Genomic DNA, 18,458 nt, shown 5'->3' on the forward strand with positions numbered 1-18,458 from the left:
CATTACCTTCTGCTGGCGATGATGTACACCGCGTGGATGATGCCGGGAATGTAGCCCAGCAGGGTCAGCAGGATGTTCAGCCAGAACGCGCCGGCGAATCCGACTTGCATGAACACGCCGACTGGCGGCAGAAGAATGGCGAAAATGATACGAATGATGTCCATGATGCAGCTCCTTGAGGTCGATGCATAACAGACCTCGGGCAATCCCCGGCGTTCCGCACGCGGCTGTATCACCCAAGCCCTAGAGCTGGGCGTCGAGACCATCGAGCAGCCGCTTCAATGCACCCTGGTTGGCTCGCATCACGTCCAGCCCAGCCTGCCCGCTGCGCACCGCTTCGCGGGGCAGCTCCAGCCACCGCCGCAGCGCCGTTGCCAAGCCTTGCGCGTCGTCGACTTCGACCAGCGCCCCGGCCTCGCGCAGCATCGCGCCTATTTCGAGAAAGTTGAACATGTGCGGCCCACTCAACACCGGCTTGGCCAGTGCTGCCGGTTCCAGCGGGTTGTGCCCACCGTTCTCCACCAGGCTGCCGCCAACGAAGGCAACGTCTGCCAGGGCATAGAGGAACAGCAGCTCGCCCATGGTATCGCCCAGCAACACCTGGGTGGTCGCCGTAACTGCTTGCTCGAGCGAACGCTGCACCGTACTGAACCCTTGCGCCTGGCACAGCCCGTGGACCGAAGCGAAACGCTCCTGGTGCCGCGGAACCAGAATCAGCAAGGCATCGGCATGGCTGGCCAGCAGTTGCCGGTGGGCGGCCAATATCACCGCATCCTCACCTTCGTGGGTGCTGGCAGCGATCCACACCGGACGGTCCTGTGCCTGCCACTGCTCGCGCAAACTGGCTGCGCGCACGGGCACGGCCGGGTCGACGCTGAGGTCGAACTTGATCGAGCCCGTCACCTGCACGCATTCCGGGCGTGCGCCCAAGTTCAGGAAGCGTTGCGCCTCGGTTGCGGTCTGCACCGCCAGCAAGCTCATCTCGGCCAGCATCGGCGCGGTCAGGCCTTTGAAGCGGGCATAGCCTTTGGCCGAACGCGCGGAAAGCCGACCATTGGCCAACGCCACCGGGATGCCGCGGCGGGCGCACTGGTGAATATGATTGGGCCACAGTTCGGTTTCCATGATCACTGCCAGGCGCGGCCGCACGTGGTCGAGAAAGCGGCCGGACGCCCAGGGCAGATCGTACGGCAGGTAGCAGTGCTGGATGCGTGGCTCGCCGGCGAACAGTGCCTGGATGCGCTCCGACCCGGTCGGGGTCATGCAGGTCACGGTGATCGGCAGCTCCGGGTGGCGCAGCAGCAACTGGTGAATCATCGGCGCTGCGGCAATGCTCTCGCCCACCGACACCGCGTGCACCCAGATGCCGCCCGGCTGCATCGCCGGCAGCCGGTAGGCGAAACGCTCGCCGAGGCGCTGCCCGTAGGCCGGTGCCTTGCGCGCGCGCAGCCATAGACGCACGGCCAGCAACGGCAGCCCCAGGTGAAACAGCAAGGTGTAGAGAGTTCTGTTCATGGCGGCGAAGTTTACTCAGGTCGCCGTGCTTGACCAAGCACCGGCAGACACCGCACGAACCGATTGACCGCTGACGGTTCGAAAGGGACCCACCCCCAGCGCTCGCGCATCACCTAGAATGCCTGCATCGAAAAGGAGCTCCACCATGAACGCCTATGTTTTTCTTGCCATCGCCATCTGCGCCGAAGTGATCGCCACCGTGTCCATGAAGGCAGTCAAGGGCCTGAGCACGCCACTGCCGCTGATCCTGGTGGTGGTCGGCTATGGCATCGCCTTCTGGATGCTGACCCTGGTAGTGCGCACCGTGCCGGTGGGCATCGCCTACGCCATCTGGGCCGGCATGGGCATCGTGCTGGTCAGCGTCGCCGCGCTGTTCATCTACGGGCAGAAGCTCGACCTCCCGGCCATGCTCGGCATGGCGTTGATCGTGCTGGGCGTGGTGGTGATCCAGCTGTTCTCGAAAACCACCGGGCACTGAGGCTGTATACTCCCCCGCCTGTCCAAGCCTGCGAGGTCTGCAATGCCGTCTGAACTGTCCACTGATATCGTCATCGTCGGCGCCGGTGTCGCCGGACTCTGGCTCAACGCGCGGCTGCGCGCCCTGGGCTATTCGACGGTGCTGGTGGAGAACGCGCGCCTGGGCGGCGGGCAGACGTTCAAGGCCCAGGGGATCATTCACGGCGGCGCCAAATACGCCCTGCACGGCGCGCTGACCGGGGCATCCGAAGCGATTGCCGACATGCCGCGGCGCTGGCGTGAAGCGCTGGCTGGTGATGGCGAACTCGATCTTTCCGGTGTGCGGCTGCTGTCCGAGGCGCACTACCTGTGGTCGCCGGGCACCCTGGCGGGCAACCTCACCAGCTTCTTCGCCAGCAAGGCCGTGCGTGGTCGGGTCGATCAGGTCAAGGGCGAGCAGTTGCCACCGGCGTTGCAGGACCGCGCCTTCAAGGGCAAGGTCTACCGTCTGGCCGAGCTGGTAGTCGACGTCCCCAGCCTGGTCGCGCGGCTGGCCGAGCTGGCCGGTGATGGGCTGCTGGCCGGCGAGCGCATCGAGCCTTTGTATGACCAGGGCCGGCTGGCCGGGCTGATCGTCGATGGTCGGGTGATTCGTGCCCAGCGCGTGGTGCTCAGTGCCGGCGAAGGCACCCAGGCGCTGTTGACCGCGCTGGGTATAGAACAACCGGCAATGCAGCGTCGGCCACTGCACATGGTCCTGGCCAAGGGCGCCAACCTGAAACCGTTGTATGCCCATTGCCTGGGCGGTGGGCCGAAGCCGCGCATCACCGTCACCACCCACCCGGGGGCCGACGGCCAATGGGTCTGGTACCTGGGTGGAGAGATCGCCGAGGCCGACGGCGTGGCCCGCGAACCGGCGCAGCAGATCGCCGCCGCGCAGAAGGAAATCGCGCACCTGTTGCCGTGGGTCGATCAAAGCCAGATGCGCTGGGCCACCTTGAGGGTCAATCGCGCCGAGCCTGCGCAGTCGGGGCTGGTGCGCCCGGACAACGCCTTTCTGGCCGATCAGCCCGGTTTGCTGGTGGGCTGGCCGACCAAGCTGGCGCTGGCGCCCGACTTCGCCGACCGGGTCATCGGCGCCTTGCAGCGCGACGGCATTTCACCGCACACGCATGCGCCCCTGCCCGAACTGCCCAAGCCGGCCCTGGCCACACCTGTCTGGGATGAACTGCTGCCATGAGCCTGCCGACCCTGCACGATCTGCACCGCCCGCTGGGCGACACCGGCCTGCGGGTCTCCCCCCTGGGCCTGGGCACGGTGAAGCTGGGCCGCGATCAAGGGGTGAAGTACCCCAGCGGCTTCACCATTCCCGACGACAGTGCGGCGCGCATGTTGCTCGACCAGGCGCGTCAGTTGGGCATCAACCTGATCGACACCGCGCCGGCCTATGGCATCAGCGAAGAGCGCTTGGGCCCGTTGCTGCGTGGCCAGCGTCAGGAGTGGGTTATCGTCAGCAAGGTGGGAGAAGAGTTCGAGGCCGGGCAGTCACGCTTCGATTTCAGCGCCGAGCACACACGGTTCTCGGTGGAGCGCAGCCTGAAACGCCTGGAAACAGACTTCATCGACCTGGTGCTGGTGCATTCGGACGGCAACGATCTGGCCATTCTCGAGGGCTGTGAGGTGTACCAGACGTTGGCGGCGCTGAAAGCAGAAGGCAAGATTCGCGGCTTCGGCTTTTCCGGCAAGACCGTTCAGGGCGGGCTGAAAGCCTTGGAAACCGGGGATTGCGCCATGGTCACCTACAACCTGAGCGAGCAGTCCGAGCGCCCGGTGCTCGACTACGCCGCTACCCACGGCAAGGCCATCCTGGTGAAAAAGGCTTTGGCCAGCGGCCATGCCTGCCTGGCACCGGGGGTCGATCCGGTGCGCGCCAGCTTCGAGCTGCTGTTCGCCCACCCTGGGGTCGCCAGTGCTATTGTCGGAACGATAAATCCACTGCACCTGTCCCACAACGTAGCGACAGCCGCTGCCGTGCTACTCAGGAATTGACGCCGCCAACGCGGCCGACCCCGACGCAAGAAGGAGCCGTAATGCCGCGTACCCTGACACGAAAGAACCCTGGCAATTTCAAGACCCTGCCCCTTGCCGTCGAAGCCACGCCCGAAGCCCTGAGTTACGAAGCCGTGGGCATGCCGTTGAATTTCGCTCAGACCCTGGAACGGCGCAAACCGGTCGAGGTGAGTGACAGCGAACGCTTTCGCGTGGAGTTGGCCAACCTCGGCGTGTCGGTCCGGCTGACCTTGAACTGGCGTGGCCGCGACTACTGGGTGCTGGTGCGTCAACGCCGCGAAGACCGCGGCGATGTGGTGCTCAAGCTGATCTCCGGCTATGTGCCGGCCCATGAGGTGAATCTGCCGCTGCACACGGCCATTCAGGAAATCGCCGAGGAGTGTCTGCTGGAGACTTCGGAAGGCTGGCTGGGCGGGCGTTTCAACGACACCTGGCTGCCGACGCCGTATGACCAGGTGCTGCGCTATCACGAGCCCCTGCCCTTTCGCTTGAGCACCCGTTCCGGCGCGGCGCGCCCGGTGCGCTGTGGCAGCCTGAACCTGATCGAGCGGCCCCGGGCCTACGTGCACGTGCCGACGGCTTCGTTGCAGTTGGTCTACGACCTGCGTCTGGAGGTACCGCCCCAGGCCAAGGGGCTTAGCCTGTTCCATGTGGAGGAACGCCTGGAAAAAGGAGAGCTGATCACCCGCCTGAGCCGGAGCAGGCCCGACCTGTACCTGATACCGCTGAAGGACGGTCAGCCGGTCGCCGAGCTGTACACCCTGAAGAAGGACAAGCTGCACGCCGCAGGCACACGGGGCGTTTACCTGGCCGAGAGTTTCGCTGCGCAAGAAGGTTGGTTGGTCCGCGACGAACGCGTGCGCTGGCGCGACTGGGTGGCGGAAAAAGGCCTGGCCATCCCGAAGAAGCCGCGTACCAGCCTGCAAAAATTCAAGGTCAAGGCACGGGTGCTGGTTCGCAAGGTGCGCAGCGGTCTGCACAAGTAATCCCATTGCCCCTACCGAATACCGTCATGCGGTGTGCCTGGAAAACCGCGGTGCGGCCGGACGCGGCTTGCGCCGCTGCTACAGGGGGGCGGTGGACGCAGTCTCTGTAGCAGCGGCGCGAGCCGCGTCGCCGGTGGACGCGGTCCCTGTAGCAGCGGCGCAAGCCGCGTCGGCGGTAGACGCGGTCCCTGTAGCAGCGGCGCAAGCCGCGTCGGCGGTGGACGCGGTCCCTGTAGCAGCGGCGCGAGCCGCGTCGGCGGTGGACGCGGTCCCTGTAGCAGCGGCGCAAGCCGCGTCGGCGGTGGACGCGGTCCCTGTAGCAGCGGCGCAAGCCGCGTCGCCGGTAGACGCGGCCTCTGCAGCAGCGGCGCAAGCCGCGTCGGCGGTGGACGCGGTCCCTGTAGCAGCGGCGCGAGCCGCGTCGCCGGTGGACGCGGTGCATTTGCGGGAACGTGGTAAAACCTGACGCTTCAACGGCTGCGGATTTTCTCGACGATGGCGGTGGTCGAGCTGTTTTCCACCAGCCCCAGTACCTTTACCGTGCCGCCATAGGCGGCCACGATATCGGCACCTACCACTTGCTCCATCGAATAATCCCCTCCCTTCACCAGCACATCCGGGCGTACATGGGTCAGCAGGTTTTCCGGTGTACCTTCGGCAAAACTGATCACCCAGTCCACCGCCCCGAGCCCGGCCAACACCGCCATGCGCCGGTCGACGCTGTTGATCGGCCGACCCGGCCCTTTCAGACGGCTTACCGAAGCGTCATCGTTGACCGCCACGATCAGCCGGTCACCCTGAGCGCGGGCCTGCTCCAGATACGTCACGTGGCCCGCATGGAGGATATCGAAGCAGCCATTGGTGAACACGATGCGCTCGTTGTGCGCCCGCGCATCGTCGATCGCCAGCAGCAACTGCTCGAGGCTCAACACGCCGCGTTCCGAACCTTCCTCGCGCTGGATGGCACGGCGCAGTTCAGGTGCGCTGATCGCCGCCGTACCCAGCTTGCCGACCACGATGCCCGCCGCCAGATTGGCCAGGGCCACCGCATGGGGCAACTCTTCGCCTGCGGCGATGGCCGCTGCCAGGGTGGAGATTACGGTATCGCCGGCACCAGTCACGTCGAACACTTCACGGGCCCGCGCGGGTAAGTGCAGGGCCGGATGATCAGGGCGCAACAGGGTCATGCCGTGCTCGCCACGGGTCACCAGCAGTGCGCCCAGATCCAGCTCGCTCATCAGCGCGGCGCCTTTGGCCACCAGTTCTGCCTCATCGGCGCAACCGCCGACGATGGTTTCGAATTCGCTGAGGTTGGGCGTGATCAGGCTGGCGCCTCGATAGATCGAGAAATCCTTGCCCTTGGGGTCGGCCAGCACGGGAATATTGCGCGCGCGCGCCGCCTGAATCAGCGCCTGATGGTTTTTCAGCGCGCCCTTGCCATAGTCCGACAGCACCAGCACCTTGACGCCTTCGAGCAACGCTTCGACTTCGTTGCCCAGCGCTACCGGGTCAGTGGCAAACGCTTCTTCGAAGTCGATGCGCAACAGTTGTTGATGGCGGCTCATGACCCGCAGCTTGACGATGGTCGGCTGGTGGGCAATGCGCTGGAACACCGCCGTGACGCCAGCAGCCTTCAAGCTGTTGCCCAGGCTGTCGGCGGCCTCGTCGGTACCGGTCACACCCACCAGGGAAGCCGGCGCACCCAGTGCGGCGATGTTCAACGCAACGTTGGCGGCACCACCAGGCCGATCCTCGATCTGTTCGACCTTGACCACCGGCACCGGTGCTTCCGGGGAGATGCGCGAAGTACCGCCATGCCAGTAACGGTCGAGCATGACATCGCCGACCACCAATACAGGGGCCGACTCGAATCGCGGCATGGATAACTTCATGGGCAACCCACATACAAAATGAACAGGGCGGCGATATTAACACGCAAGCACCCGATAGGCCCCCCACCCCACCTCGGGAGCAGTGATCCCCGTAGGAGCGGCCAGTGGCCGCGAAGGGTGCGCCGCGGATTACCATGTGCGAGCAGTGATCCCCTGTAGGAGCGGTCAGTGGCCGCGAAGGGCCCGCCGCGGTTCACCCGACACACCGCGCCACCCATTCGCGGCCGATGACCGCTCCCACAAAGGGACCGCAATTACGGGGTACTCAGGTGATGTCGGTTTTCGCAGGTTCGTCCAGGCCCATGGCGTGCAACCTGGCGTAATAGCCGTTCTGCGCCAGCAACTGCGCGTGCGTGCCGCGCTCGACGATGCGGCCCTGGTCCATCACCAGAATCTGGTCGGCCTTTTCGATGGTCGACAGTCGGTGAGCGATCACCAAGGTGGTCCGCCCTTTCATCACATGGTCCAGCGCAGCCTGGATATGCCGCTCCGATTCGGTATCCAGCGCCGAGGTCGCTTCATCCAGTATCAGCACAGGGGCATTCTTGAGCAACGCCCGGGCAATCGCCAGGCGTTGGCGCTGGCCACCGGACAACAGCACGCCGTTCTCGCCCACCTGCGTGTCGAAACCCTCGGGCAGACGGTCGATGAATTCCTTGGCATAGGCATCGGCCGCCGCCGCCACCACATCTTCGCGCGGCGCACCGGCCAGGTCACCGTAGGCAATGTTGTTGGCCACGCTGTCGTTGAACAGTGTCACGCTCTGGGTCACCAGCGCGATATGGCGGCGCAGGTTGCGCAACTGGTAGTCGGCAATCTCCACGCCATCGAGCAACACTTCGCCTTGATTGTGGTGATAGAAGCGCGGGATCAACCCGGCCAGGGTCGACTTGCCACTGCCCGAACGCCCCACCAGCGCAATCATCTGCCCCGGCTTGGCGGTGAAGTTGATGTCACTGAGCACTTGGCGATCGGTGCCGGGGTAAGTGAAGTTCAGGTTGCGCACTTCCAGCGAACCGCCAACGCGCTCGCGCTCCACTGTGCCGGTGTCCAGCTCGGGGGGGACGTCCAGCTGCTCGAAGATGCTTTCGGCACCGGCCACGCCCTTCTGCACCGTGGAGCTGACTTCCGACAGCTGGCGGATCGGCTTGGGCAGCAAACCGGCTGCGGTGATGTAGGCCACCAGATCACCGGCCGTGGCATCGCCACGCATGTACAGCACCAGGAACATCAGCACGGCCATGGCGGTGTAGATCACCAGCTGCAACATCGGCGTGTAGATCGCGCCGGTCTTGGTCATGCGCAGTTGCTTGTCGGTGTTGCCCTGGCTGGCTTTGGCAAAGCGGTTCTGCTCGTAGCCTTCACCGCCGAAGCTGCGCACCACCCGATAGCCCTGGATGGTCTCGGATGCCACGTGGGTCACATCGCCCATGGCGACCTGAATCTTCTTGCTCTGCTTGCGGAATTTCTTGCTGGTACTGCCAACCATGACGGCGATCAGCGGCAGAATGGCCAGCATGACCAGGGTCAGTTGCCAGTTCATCCAGATCAGGTAGATGAACAGGAACACCACCGTCAGGCCTTCGCGGATCACCACCTTGATGGCATCGGTCGCAGCGCCGGTCACCATGGTCACGTTGAAGGTGATGCGTGAGATCAGGTGGCCGGAGTTGTGCGTGTCGAAGTAGCGGTTGGGCAGTACCAGCAGCTTGTTGAACAGCTCCACGCGCAGGTCGTGGACCAGGCCCAGCGATACCTTGGCCAGGAAGTAGTTGCCCAGGTAGGAGCCCAGGCCCTGCCAGGCGGCGATCAGCACGATCAGTATGGGTACCGCCTGCAGCAGTTGCAGGTCGCGCAGGTAGGGCACATTGGGGAACAGTACCGCTTCGGGATTGCTCAGGCCGTCGACGAAATACTTGAGGATGCCGGCCAGCATGGGCTGGGTCGAGGCGAAGATCACGAAACCTATGATACTGATCAGGAACATGCCCACGTAGGGGCGAACGTAGCTGAGCAGCCGCAAATAGATTTTCAGGCTTGAATCCTGTTCCGCTGGGCGCGGTGAATCACTCATCGTCTAACTCACTGTTGGCGTAGAACGGGAATTTTATCACAGGGGGCCGATCGGGGATCGCGGTGCTGCAGCCAGACCGAGTCGCACCCTTCGCGGGCAAAGCAATCCCCCGTAGGAGCGGTCCGTGGCCGCGAAAGCCGCGCCGCAGTTCGGCCTGACACACCGCAGCGCCTGTTTCGCGGGCAGAGCCCGCTCCCACAAGTACCGCGCAATCCCCCGTAGGAGCGGTCCATGGCCGCGAAAGCCGCGCCGCGGTTCGGCCTGGCGGTAGAACATGCCGGCGCTTTTGGGCATCATGCCACCCGCCCTCTTCAATCAAGGCCTCATCACGATGCAATGCACCCGCCTTCCTTTGGCCGCTTTTGACACGCTGATCACCGGCGCCAAGGTGTTGGAGGCCGACAGCCATGGCGCGAAAGTGTACCTGCTCGCAGACGGCAAGATCCTGAAACTTTTCCGCCGCAAACGGCTATTTTCCTCAGCCCTGCTGCGCCCGTATTCGGCGCGTTTCATCGCCAACGCCCAGCGTCTGCAGCAACTGGGCGTGCCGACCTTGAAGGTGCTGCAGCATTACCGCTTGGACAAGCCCGGCATGACGGCGGTGCTGTACGAACCGCTACCAGGCAGGAACCTGCGTCAGTTGATGGACACCGCCGACTTCACCTGGCAACACAGCCTGGAGCCGCTGATCGCCATGATTCGCCGGTTGCATCGCTCAGGGGTGTATTTCCGCTCGCTGCACCTGGGCAATGTGATCGTCACGCCCGAAGGAGAGCTGGGCCTGATCGACATGGCCGACATGAGCTTCACCCGCGGGCCTTTGTCGAAGCGCCTGATCAAGCGCAACCTCGAGCATTTCTCCCGGTATCTGGAGCGTGAACAGTTGACCGCCTGCTTCCCCTTGGCCGAGCTGAACAAAGCCTTGCTCAAGTAGCACCGTGGACTATCCCCCGTAGGAGCGGCCAGTGGCCGCGAAAGCCGCACCGCGGTTCGGCCTGACACACCGCAGCGCCTGTTTCGCGGCCGATGACCGCTCCTACGGGTACACCACAATCCCCCGTAGGAGCGGCCAGTGGCCGCGAAAACCGCACCGCGGTTCGGCTTGACACACCGCAGCGCCTGTTTCGCGGCCGATGACCGCTCCTACGGGTACACCGCAATCCCCTGTAGGAGCGGCCAGTGGCCGCGAAAGCCGCACCGCGGTTCGGCCTGACACACCGTAGCGTCTATTTCGCGGGCAGAGCCCGCTCCCACAGGACTTGCGCGCACCCCTTTGTGGGAGTGGGCTCTGCCCGCGAAGGGCGCGACGCCGTTGCTAGGACAAGGCCAACCGCAGGCGTTGCCACACCGTCAATGGCGGATGCGGGCGAAGTGCCGGCTGCATGGCCTGCACGATACGCGCGCCAATCCGGTCGAAACCGTATTCCCCCAGCACCAGCGCCTGCCCCGCCGCAGCGATGCGCTCGGCCAGCGCCGGCTCGCGGCGCAGCTGCGCCAGCTTGGCCTGCAAGCTCGCCACGCTGTCGTAAAGCACCACCGTGTGCATGTCCACGAACCCCAGCGCGCGGTTTTCCGCCTCGCCCTGATCGAAGGTGAACAGCACACACCCACACGCCATGGCTTCGAAATTCTTGATCATGTACTCGCCCATGCCCACATCGGCACTGACGAAAAAACGGATGCGGTTCAGCGTATCGCCATACTCCTGGCCGCTGTTGGTCCGCGTCACCAGCAACGGTTCCACCTGGCCGATCGCATCGAGCATCTGCTTGCGGCCGCTGTAGGCCACGCTCTTGGTGCTGCCCACGAAAGCCAGCTCGATATCGCGCTCGCGGGTCTGCGGCGTCAGCAGGGCCTGGTCATAGCCCTTGGGCACGAAATGCGCATCGAAGCCCTCGGCGCGCAAGCGTTCGCTGACCATGAACCCCGAACTGATCACCCGCACCCACGGCAACTGCTGGTAGTGCGCGCTGAACTTACCGGTGTACTTGCACGCAATGTAGTTCTGGTAGGCGTCATGCTCCAGGATGACCAGATTGGGCACCGAACGAATGAACGCCACCTGGCGAATCTCCTGCTTGAAGCGCAGGAAAAACAGAATGCGGTCGTACCGGGCAACGTCCACTTCGCGCTTGAAATACCCTTTCAGATCGCGCTGCTGCGCGCCGTCCAACCAGCGCAGATCGCACTCGCAATGCGCGGCGATGCCTTCATATAGACGATCGAGAATGGCGCGCTGCTCTTTCTGCACCAGGAACAGTACTTTCATCATTGTGCTAACGGCACCTTATAAGTCTTTGCGCCAGAACAGTTCGTGGCGGCGCACCGCCTTGCGGAAAAATTCGTTTTCACCCGTCGCCGGCCAACGTCGACCGGCCAGCAACCATTGCAGCCAACGCCGCACGCGACGCTTGAACGGCGCCGGCGGTTGCAGGTCGTGCATCATGCCCAGCGCCATGGCCTTGTCCATCAGCACCGCCGCACCCACCGGCAGGCTGCACGGCAGCAGCCGTTCACGGGCATCGAAAAACGGCGGCAGGGCCACGCCTTCGCCAGCACGGCCCATGGGCCAACGGTCGTTGTCATGCAAATGGTTGGCATAGCCCAGCAGGTAGCGTGGCTGGTGCGCCACCCCTTGCAACGCCTGCAGCACCGCTGCCTGCGCGCAGATGTGGTCCGGGTGCGGGTCGATGCTCGCGTGGGGCATCACCAGCACATCCGGCTGCGCCCGTTGCAGCAGCTCGCGCAGGTCGGCGAGCAGATTGTTCCAGGTCGGCGCGCCATCGGCATCGGCCGGCAGGGCGAACGGATTGAGCTGGCGGAACGGACGGATGTCAGTCATGTCCGCCTCGCGCGAGCCACACGGCTGCTCGGGTGCCGCCTGCATCGCTGGCAGTTGCAGGCAGAAATACCCCAACTGCACGCACTGCTCGGCCGGCACCCCGGCCCAGCGCGGCACGGCCAGGCTGTCCCAGGCGCGCAGGCGCCCCTTCAAGCGAGCGGCGTCGGCCGGCGCCAGGCCCATCGCCTGATAGTGCTCGGCTTCGATCTCGCCTGCCGTCAAGGTCACGATCCAACTGCTCGCCGCGCGGCTGTACAAACCATAGGCCGCCAGCTCGGCATCGTCGGCATGGGGCGCAATGACCATGACCGTGTGCCGGGTGAAATCCGGATGCTGAAAGCGCCACAAGCGCGGCTCGCCAACGATGCGGCAGAACCGCCCGCGCAAGCGAAGGCGCCCTTGATTGAGCTCATCGGCAAAGCCGCTCAGATTCAGGTAGCGCAGGCCATCGACACCGCGCTCGAACGTCTGCCGGTCGTTCAGCTCGCCCCCGAGCAACTGCACATACGGATCGAACAGACGCCCCAGCCAGGACGCCTTCACATCCAGCGCCAGGATCAAGGTATCCGCCGCCTCGACGTGCTCTGCAACCTGCAGCACCTCGCCGTTCAGGCTGACCTTGGCCAGCTCCGCTTCGCTGTCGAAGCTGTAGGCGTAATCGTCGCCCGGCGAATAGAACAGATGGTCGGCAAACCACGCCTCATGGGCCACCCAGGCCAACAACAACAGGGGCAGCGGCAACCACCAGGCGACCAGCACACCCGCCAGCAGCATCGCCACCAGCCCGGCCAGCAGCACGCGACGCTTGTTGCGCCGGTGCCGGGCGAGCAACGCCTGTTTGCGGCTCATGCCTGAAACACCGGAACGGGGTTGCACCAGCGGTCCTTGTACTCGCGGTCGGCCCGGCCGAACGAGAAACGCAGTGGCTTGTTCACCGCGCGGGCCTGCTCCCAGGCGCTCTGGGTATTGAGGAAACTGAGCACGCTGCCAGGGCTGAACGCGCGGTTCTCCGGATCCACCCCGCCATTGACGTACTCAACGCTGACCCAGTCTGGGGCCTCGACGCGGTACACCAGTTGAATGGCAACGGGCGCATCGCCCAGCAGCAGCACCGAGCCGATCATCAGCTCGCGCAGCAGGTCGATGACCTCGGCCATCCGCTCGGCGCCGGTCGCGGGAAAGCCCCAGCGGCGCTGGAACAGGTCACAGTAGATCGCTGCCAGCTCGGCGCTGGTGAATTCACTGACGGGCTTGGCCACGCCGCCGGCTTCTTCCAGCAGACGCAGTTCGCGGCGCTGGTTGTAGCGAAATTTCTTCGACAGGTCTTCCGGCGTGCGGGCCATGGCCAGGCTCTCGGCCTGCGCCTTCAAGCCGCTGAAACGCCCCTGGTTCAGCTCCGACAGATAACGCCCATGGTGGCGCAGCGGTGCCTGGACATCGGCAGCCGCCGGCAAAATCAACTCGGCGTTGCCCAGATCGTACAGGCCCTTCTTGCCGGCCTGCTTGAGCACGTCCTTGGACAGCGCCAGGTAGCGCCCCCAGGTGGGTATCGCTGCGACCAGTTCGCCCGCCTGCTCCCACCCCAGGTAGCGCACCGGAATGCCGGCCAGCGCAGCCAACCGCTCGACCACCAGCGGGTGCGTCGCCACACTGCCGCCGAACTGCGTCCAGGCCTGGGCATAGGTGGCCGCGTCTACAGTTTGCCAGCCCCGTTCGCGCACGCTCTGCAATCGGTTGAGCATCATGTGGCCGCCGTCAGTGCGGTGACCATCGGCAGTTGCCAGAAAGCCTTGCGCACCGCGCGGTCGCAGAAGCGCGTCTCGAGATGTTCGGCCATGTGCGCTTCGCACTGCGCGCGCTGGTAGCGATCCATCCCGGCCATGTGTTCCAGGCCCTGTGCCAGGCGCTCGGCGTCGCCCAGCGGAAACAGGATACCGACGCCCTCGACGATCTCCGGTGCGCCACCGCAGGCCGTGGCCAGCAGCGGCACATTGGCCGCCATCGCTTCAAGCAGGACCATGCCGAACGGCTCGTGGTCGGAGCTCAGGGCGAACACGTCGAACGCCTTGAAGTACAGCCGCGCCTGGGCCACCTGGCCAAGAAACCGCACCCGCTCGGCAATGCCCAGCTCCACGGCCAGGTCCTTGAGATTCTGTTCCAGGCGCCCAGAACCGATGATCACCAGCAGCGCTTCCTGAGGCAGTTTTGCCCAGGCCAAAGCGAAGCCGCGCAGCAAGGTGGCCTGGTCTTTATCCGGGTGCAGGCGACCGACGTTGCCGACGATCCAGGCATCGGGCGCCAGGCCCAGCGCCTGGCGGGCTTCGGCCGCAGGCAGCAATTGTTGCTGCAAGGTAAAGGTGTTCAAACGGTTGTACAGCGTGGCGATGCGCTCGGGCGCCCAACCGGGCAGGCAGCGGCGCATGTCGTCGCGCACCGCATCGGACACGCCCAGCAGGCTCAAGCGTTTGCGGAACAACTGCGCAAACACCCGGCGCGAACGACGCTGATAGTCGCCGAATGCATGGTGCACGCCGATCACCGGCAGCGAAGTGCCGAGCAGGGCAACATAGATAGGCTTGAACCGGTGCGCGATGCAGAAGGCGAATGTGCGCGCAGCAGTGATCTTGCGCAGCTCGCGAATGGCACCCAGCTTCAAGCCACGGATGTCCTTGGAACTGAACTCCATGAACAGCACTTCGTCGCTCTCGCAGCCAGCGGCCACCTGGGCATCGGCCGCGCCGGTCAGGAACACGGTGGTCACCCGGTAGCCACGGCCCACGAACAGGCTGGCGTACTGACGGGCACAGTCGAGGAACGGCCCGTCATAGCCGTGGCAGAACTGCAGCACATGACGCTCAGTCGAGCGCGTCATAGGCTTGAGCACCCTCTTTGACCACCAGAATGTCTTCCATGACCAGGTACTCGAGGTCCGAGCCGTAGAACATGTTCAACGCATCGGTGGGCGAGCAGATCATCGGCTCGCCACGGCGGTTGAGCGAGGTGTTCAGCGACACGCCATTGCCGGTCAGCTCTTCGAGGGCTTTCATCATGTCGTAGTAGCGCGGGTTGTATTCGCGCTTGAGCACCTGGGCGCGCGAGGTGCCGTCTTCGTGGACCACTTCCGGCACGCGGGTCTTCCATTCCTCGGCCACCTCGAAGGTGAACGTCATGAACGGCGCCGGGTGGTCGATCTTGATCATCTGCGGCGCGACAGTGTCGAGCATCGACGGGCAGAAAGGCCTCCAGCGCTCGCGGAACTTGATCTGGTGGTTGATGCGGTCGGCCACGCCCGGCACGCTCGGGCAACCGATGATCGAACGACCACCCAACGCGCGCGGGCCGAACTCCATGCGCCCCTGGAACCAGGCCACCGGGTTGCCGTCGACCATGATCTGCGCGATCTGCTTGGGCATGTTACCCAGCATGCGCCCCTTGGGCTTGTTCGGATGACGCGCGCAGGCAGCGATCACGTCTTCGTTGGTGTAGGACGGGCCGAGGTACACGTGTTCCATTTTCTCCACGGGCACGCCGCGGGCATGGGAGACGTAGGCCGCCGCCCCGACCGCCGTACCGGCGTCGCCGGAAGCAGGCTGCACGAACAGCTCCTTTACGTCCGGGCGGGCGATGATCTTCTGGTTCAGCTTGACGTTCAGCGCGCAGCCACCGGCGAAGGCCAGCTTGCCGGTCTGCTTGAGCACGTCGCCCAGGTAGTGGTCGATCATCTGCAGGGCGAGTTTTTCGAACAGCGCCTGCATGCTGGCCGCATAGTGGATGTACGGCTCGTCGGCGATGTCGCCTTCGCGCTTGGGGCCCAGCCATTCGATCAGCTTGGGCGAGAAGTAGAAACCCTTGCCCTTCTCTTTATAGCGGCGCAGGCCGATGACGTTGGCGTAGTCGGTGTTGATCACCAGCTCGCCGTTCTCGAATGAAGCCAGGCGCGAAAAATCGTACTTGCTGGCATCGCCATAGGGCGCCATGCCCATGACCTTGAACTCGCCGTCGAGCATCTCGAAGCCGAGGAATTCGGTGATCGCGCCATACAGGCCGCCCAGCGAATCCGGGTCGAAGAACTCCTTGATCTTGTGGATCTTGCCGTTCTCGCCGTAGCCGAAAAACGTAGTGGCGTACTCACCCTTGCCGTCGATACCGAGGATCGCGGTTTTTTCCTGGAAGCCCGAGCAGTGGTATGCACTTGAGGCATGCGCCAGGTGATGCTCGACCGGTTCGATCTTGATCTTCTTCGCGTCGAAGCCCAACTGTTCCAGGCAGAAGACGATCTTGTTGCGGTAGCGCTTGTAGCGACGGTTGCCCATCAGCAGCGCATCGAGGGCGCGGTCCGGGGCATACCAGTAGCGCTTGGCGTAGTGCCAACGGGCCCTGCCGAACAGACTGATGGGCGCGAACGGAATCGCCACCACGTCAACGTCCGACGGCTTAATGCCAGCTTGCTCCAGGCAGAACTTGGCCGATTCATAGGGCATGCGGTTCTTTGCATGTTTGTCGCGCACGAAGCGCTCTTCTTCGGCGGCGGCAATCAGCTTGCCGTCGATGTACAGCGCCGCGGAAGGGTCATGGCTAAGGGCGCCGGACAGGCCAAGAATCGTCAATGCCAAGGGTCTAGCCTCTTTGAGCGGAATGGGTGCGCGCGCGGTGATCGGGCACGGCGGGCGGCGAAAGGCGGGGATTATAGCGTAATAAGCGATGGCTCAACCAACACCCCTGTGGCGGTGGTGCTGTGGCGAGCGATCATTTTCATTCACCGCCGAAAAACAACAATCCTCGATTTGTCCGTAAGCAAGGCCGAACATATGTGATTGAAACGGCTGGCGCCAGTAGTGGTTGAGGCGCAATGGACACTGAGCGTTATAACATGTCAACCAAGGCGCAAAAAAATTCTGCACAAAGCATGACTGGCGTGGAAACACCAGCGCCGTATGGAAAATCTCAGTCGCTGAATGTCCAGCGACCGAGCAAGCCCTTTAGTCCCTCATGATGACTGCACTTGCAATACACGGATTTCGGTGGCTAAGAAGCCAGTACTACCACTGTAATTTTCGTTTTTTTCAAAACCAAATCCTGCATCCTACTAAACACCAGCTTCCGCAACGCAGATGTTCCTCAATTGAATGCAGAATTCTGTCGACCTCCGTGCTTATGCAATTTCCACAGGGCAATGCCCTGTCATCGCTTGGCCAAGCAAGCACGCCTCTTCAATACATGGCTAGCCGTCTGAACGGATAGCCAATGATATCGAAAACTCTCTAAAACTCCGAATCGTACTCAATCAAAACATTATCCAGGTAGTGTATGCCGCCCCCCTCAAAAATTTGCACCTCCGAAATCCGCATTGTAGGGTTATCTCTCACATCTATCCTCGCCCACCCTGGGCGCACAGTCATATTTTTTCGACCCTGGCTTCCATAATATATAGTAAGAGAAAGAAAACCGTCTGGCGCTGTTACTCCAAACTCTATTGCTATACAGCTATGCTTTGGGCGCAAAACTATACTGGCACCTTTCGTAGCACTATAAAATTGCAAGGCATTGCCCGTGATGTACGGTTGAAAAGCGATAGGAGGATTCTGAGTAATAAAAGCCCTACTAAAACTGTTCGATTCTATCGCGAATTCATCCAGCTCTAACCGCCTTTCAATAAAGCCTATTGGAGCGTTATCAAACCCTTCTTTCACTGGGGGGGCTGGCTTGATTTTCGACAACTCAAACTGCACAGCCTCGGACGTTTTCACTAGTCCATTCTCAACGCGTGCCACCGTGTACGCCACTGACACCGCCTTGTCTCGACTCAGCTCCGCCACCGCCTTGGGCACCGTGAACTCCAGTGGCTGCGCTGTCGTTAGTCGCCGAGCGGGCAATATCAGGGACCCCGCTGGATCCACCGCCGTCCATTCCAACCCTACCCATTGGCCCGCTTCGATCCCCCCATACGCCGGTGTCGTGATCTTCACACCTGTACCAGGAATAACCGCAGGATCCAAATGCCCGTTGGCTTCATTTTCCACAATTGGGGCAGGTAGCATCAATGCCAACTGAGTAATGCTTAGCACTCCTTCAGGAAATGTAACCGCTTCACTTTCACTCACGCTCTTGCCCATACCTACTTTCAGTTCCAGGGTCAGTGGCAGGGTATTCTCCAGTCGCAACAGGAAACTGCGAGGCAGGTTGATGTGCAGCCCTGAGTTCACTTGCGCGGCCGTCACTGCGGCTCCCATCGCCAGCTCTTCGCTGCGCGTCGTGCCGTCATCGAGGGTCCCTCGCGCGCAGCCAGTAGGTTTGGCCTGTGGTCATCAACGGCCACGGCACCGCCACTACCGTGGCATCTCCCGCGAATGTGTTGAGATCCAGCACTGCCGGTGAACTGCTGGCCTGGGCAACGCTTGGCGCTACCAGTTGTCCCGAAGTAAATGCCAGCACCTGCAAACTCAACACCTCGGACACCGGCCTCACCACCCCACTCTGATTGGCCGCATAAAACACCTCCGCCGTCTTGCCCAGCGAAGCCGCCAGAATCGGCGCAGGAATGGCCCCCTGTGCCTCACCCGCAACGCTGACGGTGATGGGCGGGATCGCCTGGTCGGCATTCCCCGCCACACGCCAGAACGGCA

Annotated in this window: 15 protein-coding genes and 1 pseudogene; 5 read left to right on the forward strand and 11 right to left on the reverse strand. The window is 63.3% G+C overall.

Annotation, left to right across the window (positions count from 1 at the left end):
* Nucleotides 1–2: 2 nt before the first annotated feature.
* Both IFU31_RS20985 and waaA read right to left on the reverse strand, forming a co-directional pair.
* A complete protein-coding gene (locus IFU31_RS20985; RefSeq protein ID WP_122477081.1) occupies nucleotides 3–164 on the reverse strand; it encodes a YqaE/Pmp3 family membrane protein in 162 nt (53 codons plus the stop codon).
* A 79-nt stretch (nucleotides 165–243) separates the two neighbouring features.
* Complete coding sequence (gene waaA / locus IFU31_RS20990; RefSeq protein WP_192104510.1) at nucleotides 244–1,515, reverse strand: lipid IV(A) 3-deoxy-D-manno-octulosonic acid transferase; 1,272 nt, start codon at nucleotides 1,513–1,515, stop codon at nucleotides 244–246.
* Between the two features lie 145 nt (nucleotides 1,516–1,660).
* Between waaA and IFU31_RS20995 the strand changes: the two genes are divergently transcribed.
* From IFU31_RS20995 to IFU31_RS21010, 4 genes are read left to right on the forward strand one after another with little or no spacing between them, the layout of a single operon-like run.
* Nucleotides 1,661–1,993, forward strand: coding sequence for a DMT family transporter (locus IFU31_RS20995; protein WP_122477078.1), 333 nt, complete (start codon nucleotides 1,661–1,663; stop codon nucleotides 1,991–1,993).
* Nucleotides 1,994–2,035: 42 nt separating this feature from the next.
* Nucleotides 2,036–3,211, forward strand: a complete 1,176-nt coding sequence (locus IFU31_RS21000) for an NAD(P)/FAD-dependent oxidoreductase (RefSeq protein ID WP_192104511.1) — start codon at nucleotides 2,036–2,038, stop codon at nucleotides 3,209–3,211.
* Nucleotides 3,208–4,020 carry an aldo/keto reductase gene (locus tag IFU31_RS21005; RefSeq protein WP_192104512.1) on the forward strand — a complete coding sequence of 271 codons (813 nt, stop codon included), beginning with the start codon at nucleotides 3,208–3,210 and terminating at the stop codon, nucleotides 4,018–4,020. Before IFU31_RS21000 ends, IFU31_RS21005 begins: the two co-directional genes overlap by 4 nt.
* A gap of 41 nt (nucleotides 4,021–4,061) precedes the next feature.
* A complete protein-coding gene (locus tag IFU31_RS21010) occupies nucleotides 4,062–5,027 on the forward strand; it encodes a metal ABC transporter ATPase (protein ID WP_185795359.1) in 966 nt (321 codons plus the stop codon).
* A 470-nt stretch (nucleotides 5,028–5,497) separates the two neighbouring features.
* On the opposite strand, the gene hldE is transcribed toward IFU31_RS21010, so the two are convergent.
* Both hldE and msbA read right to left on the reverse strand, forming a co-directional pair.
* On the reverse strand, nucleotides 5,498–6,919 hold the full coding sequence (hldE, locus tag IFU31_RS21015) for a bifunctional D-glycero-beta-D-manno-heptose-7-phosphate kinase/D-glycero-beta-D-manno-heptose 1-phosphate adenylyltransferase HldE (RefSeq protein ID WP_122477071.1): 1,422 nt from the start codon (nucleotides 6,917–6,919) through the stop codon (nucleotides 5,498–5,500).
* A 265-nt stretch (nucleotides 6,920–7,184) separates the two neighbouring features.
* Nucleotides 7,185–8,993, reverse strand: a complete 1,809-nt coding sequence (gene msbA / locus IFU31_RS21020; RefSeq protein WP_122477070.1) for a lipid A export permease/ATP-binding protein MsbA — start codon at nucleotides 8,991–8,993, stop codon at nucleotides 7,185–7,187.
* Between the two features lie 331 nt (nucleotides 8,994–9,324).
* On the opposite strand from msbA, the gene IFU31_RS21025 reads away from it, so the two are divergent.
* On the forward strand, nucleotides 9,325–9,927 hold the full coding sequence (locus IFU31_RS21025) for a lipopolysaccharide kinase InaA family protein (protein ID WP_185795362.1): 603 nt from the start codon (nucleotides 9,325–9,327) through the stop codon (nucleotides 9,925–9,927).
* Nucleotides 9,928–10,308: 381 nt separating this feature from the next.
* On the opposite strand, the gene IFU31_RS21030 is transcribed toward IFU31_RS21025, so the two are convergent.
* The 7 genes and pseudogenes from IFU31_RS21030 to IFU31_RS21060 form a co-directional block, all read right to left on the reverse strand.
* Complete coding sequence (locus IFU31_RS21030) at nucleotides 10,309–11,262, reverse strand: glycosyltransferase (protein WP_192104521.1); 954 nt, start codon at nucleotides 11,260–11,262, stop codon at nucleotides 10,309–10,311.
* An 18-nt stretch (nucleotides 11,263–11,280) separates the two neighbouring features.
* Complete coding sequence (locus tag IFU31_RS21035) at nucleotides 11,281–12,684, reverse strand: PIG-L family deacetylase (protein ID WP_192104513.1); 1,404 nt, start codon at nucleotides 12,682–12,684, stop codon at nucleotides 11,281–11,283.
* A complete protein-coding gene (locus tag IFU31_RS21040; protein ID WP_192104522.1) occupies nucleotides 12,681–13,577 on the reverse strand; it encodes an antimicrobial resistance protein Mig-14 in 897 nt (298 codons plus the stop codon). Before IFU31_RS21040 ends, IFU31_RS21035 begins: the two co-directional genes overlap by 4 nt.
* Nucleotides 13,577–14,707, reverse strand: a complete 1,131-nt coding sequence (locus tag IFU31_RS21045; RefSeq protein WP_192104515.1) for a glycosyltransferase — start codon at nucleotides 14,705–14,707, stop codon at nucleotides 13,577–13,579. Before IFU31_RS21045 ends, IFU31_RS21040 begins: the two co-directional genes overlap by 1 nt.
* On the reverse strand, nucleotides 14,691–16,448 hold the full coding sequence (locus tag IFU31_RS21050; protein ID WP_192104517.1) for a carbamoyltransferase family protein: 1,758 nt from the start codon (nucleotides 16,446–16,448) through the stop codon (nucleotides 14,691–14,693). Before IFU31_RS21050 ends, IFU31_RS21045 begins: the two co-directional genes overlap by 17 nt.
* A gap of 648 nt (nucleotides 16,449–17,096) precedes the next feature.
* Nucleotides 17,097–18,065 carry a hypothetical protein gene (locus IFU31_RS21055; protein ID WP_192104519.1) on the reverse strand — a complete coding sequence of 323 codons (969 nt, stop codon included), beginning with the start codon at nucleotides 18,063–18,065 and terminating at the stop codon, nucleotides 17,097–17,099.
* 28 nt (nucleotides 18,066–18,093) lie between these two features.
* Nucleotides 18,094–18,458: pseudogene (locus IFU31_RS21060) on the reverse strand (hypothetical protein); the annotation flags it as partial.

Origin of the sequence: Pseudomonas sp. CFBP 13602, from assembly GCF_014842725.1 — a bacterium.
Lineage (GTDB): Bacteria > Pseudomonadota > Gammaproteobacteria > Pseudomonadales > Pseudomonadaceae > Aquipseudomonas > Aquipseudomonas baltica.

What these genes read in the sequence shown, in the direction of transcription:
- IFU31_RS20985 (WP_122477081.1), bottom strand. Translation starts at nt 164, where the DNA reads ATGGACATCATTCGTATCATTTTCGCCATTCTTCTGCCGCCAGTCGGC.
- waaA (WP_192104510.1), bottom strand. Translation starts at nt 1,515, where the DNA reads ATGAACAGAACTCTCTACACCTTGCTGTTTCACCTGGGGCTGCCGTTG.
- IFU31_RS20995 (WP_122477078.1), top strand. Translation starts at nt 1,661, where the DNA reads ATGAACGCCTATGTTTTTCTTGCCATCGCCATCTGCGCCGAAGTGATC.
- IFU31_RS21000 (WP_192104511.1), top strand. Translation starts at nt 2,036, where the DNA reads ATGCCGTCTGAACTGTCCACTGATATCGTCATCGTCGGCGCCGGTGTC.
- IFU31_RS21005 (WP_192104512.1), top strand. Translation starts at nt 3,208, where the DNA reads ATGAGCCTGCCGACCCTGCACGATCTGCACCGCCCGCTGGGCGACACC.
- IFU31_RS21010 (WP_185795359.1), top strand. Translation starts at nt 4,062, where the DNA reads ATGCCGCGTACCCTGACACGAAAGAACCCTGGCAATTTCAAGACCCTG.
- hldE (WP_122477071.1), bottom strand. Translation starts at nt 6,919, where the DNA reads ATGAAGTTATCCATGCCGCGATTCGAGTCGGCCCCTGTATTGGTGGTC.
- msbA (WP_122477070.1), bottom strand. Translation starts at nt 8,993, where the DNA reads ATGAGTGATTCACCGCGCCCAGCGGAACAGGATTCAAGCCTGAAAATC.
- IFU31_RS21025 (WP_185795362.1), top strand. Translation starts at nt 9,325, where the DNA reads ATGCAATGCACCCGCCTTCCTTTGGCCGCTTTTGACACGCTGATCACC.
- IFU31_RS21030 (WP_192104521.1), bottom strand. Translation starts at nt 11,262, where the DNA reads ATGAAAGTACTGTTCCTGGTGCAGAAAGAGCAGCGCGCCATTCTCGAT.
- IFU31_RS21035 (WP_192104513.1), bottom strand. Translation starts at nt 12,684, where the DNA reads ATGAGCCGCAAACAGGCGTTGCTCGCCCGGCACCGGCGCAACAAGCGT.
- IFU31_RS21040 (WP_192104522.1), bottom strand. Translation starts at nt 13,577, where the DNA reads ATGCTCAACCGATTGCAGAGCGTGCGCGAACGGGGCTGGCAAACTGTA.
- IFU31_RS21045 (WP_192104515.1), bottom strand. Translation starts at nt 14,707, where the DNA reads ATGACGCGCTCGACTGAGCGTCATGTGCTGCAGTTCTGCCACGGCTAT.
- IFU31_RS21055 (WP_192104519.1), bottom strand. Translation starts at nt 18,065, where the DNA reads ATGGGAGCCGCAGTGACGGCCGCGCAAGTGAACTCAGGGCTGCACATC.